Origin of the sequence: Amycolatopsis kentuckyensis, assembly GCF_002155975.1 — a bacterium.
GTDB classification, from domain to species: Bacteria; Actinomycetota; Actinomycetes; order Mycobacteriales; family Pseudonocardiaceae; genus Amycolatopsis; species Amycolatopsis kentuckyensis.
In genome coordinates, this window is sequence record NZ_MUMI01000666.1 from 1 (window position 1) to 1,106 (window position 1,106).

Annotated in this window: 2 protein-coding genes; both read left to right on the top strand. The window is 72.8% G+C overall.

All coding sequences use genetic code 11. The annotated features are described in order from the left end of the window. Positions 1-427 (top strand): organomercurial lyase (gene merB, locus CCN39_RS45200; protein WP_086853051.1); only part of this gene is annotated, 427 nt, incomplete at its 5' end. A gap of 216 nt (positions 428-643) precedes the next feature. Next, positions 644-1,106, top strand: a 463-nt coding sequence (locus CCN39_RS45205) for an OB-fold nucleic acid binding domain-containing protein (protein ID WP_244211311.1), incomplete at its 3' end; no start/stop codon positions are given.

Genomic DNA, 1,106 nt, shown 5'->3' on the forward strand with positions numbered 1-1,106 from the left:
CCTCGTCTCGACCGGCCCGGCGCCCCGCGGCGCCCACCACCGCGTCGAGCCGGCCGAAGGCACGCTCGGCGCGGGCCCGGACGGCACGGTCGACATGTTCCTCCTGGCCATCGCGACCGGCGAGCGCGTCCACGCGGCGGCGGTCTGCCCGGTCACCGGGACGCGCATCCGCATCGAACTGGTGCCCCGGGGGATCCTCCTGGTCGACCCGCCTGCCGCGGTGGTCGCGGCGGTCGACCTCGGGTTCGGGCTCGAGGGGGTCGACGCGGTCGCCTGCGCGGGGCAGCCGTTCTTCGCCTCCGCCACCGCGGCGGCGAGCTGGCTGGTGGCGCACCCGGGCGGGCGCATCTACCAGGTGGCCGCCTACCTGGCCCAGGCCCACCGCCTGGTCTCGGCGCTGGAGACCCGGCCCAAGTACGTCCTCTGAGCACCGGAGCGCGGCCGCTCGGGGCCGCAATGAACTGCCTGGTTAGTCCGCTGTGCTTATGGACTGCCTGGTTAGTCCGCTGTGCTTATGGACTGCCTGGTTAGTCCGCCGGTCCGACCCGCTGCGCCGGGCAAGCCTGCCGACATCGTAGGCTGGGAGGTTCGTTAGCCTTTCCAAGCAGCGAGAACCACCCCATGTCGAAGGAGAGCAGTCGCAGTGCTCCGCACTCACAACGCCGGCACCCTGCGTGCCGGACAGGCCGGACAGACCGTCACCCTCACCGGATGGGTGGCCCGGCGGCGCGATCACGGCGGCGTCATCTTCATCGACCTCCGCGACGCCAGCGGCGTCGCCCAGGTCGTCTTCCGCGAAGGCGAGATGGCCGAGCGCGCGCACGCGCTGCGCTCCGAGTTCTGCGTGAAGATCGTCGGTGAGGTCGCGAAGCGCCCCGAGGGCAACGCGAACGCCGAGATCCCCACCGGCGAGATCGAGGTCCTCGCGACCCAGCTCGAGGTGCTCTCGGAGTCCGCGCCGCTGCCGTTCCCGATCGACGACCGCGTCGACGTCGGCGAAGAGGTCCGGCTCAAGCACCGCTACCTCGACCTGCGCCGCAGCGGCCCGGCCGCGGCCATGCGGCTGCGCAGCGAGGTCAGCCGCGCCGCGCGCGAGGTGCTGCACG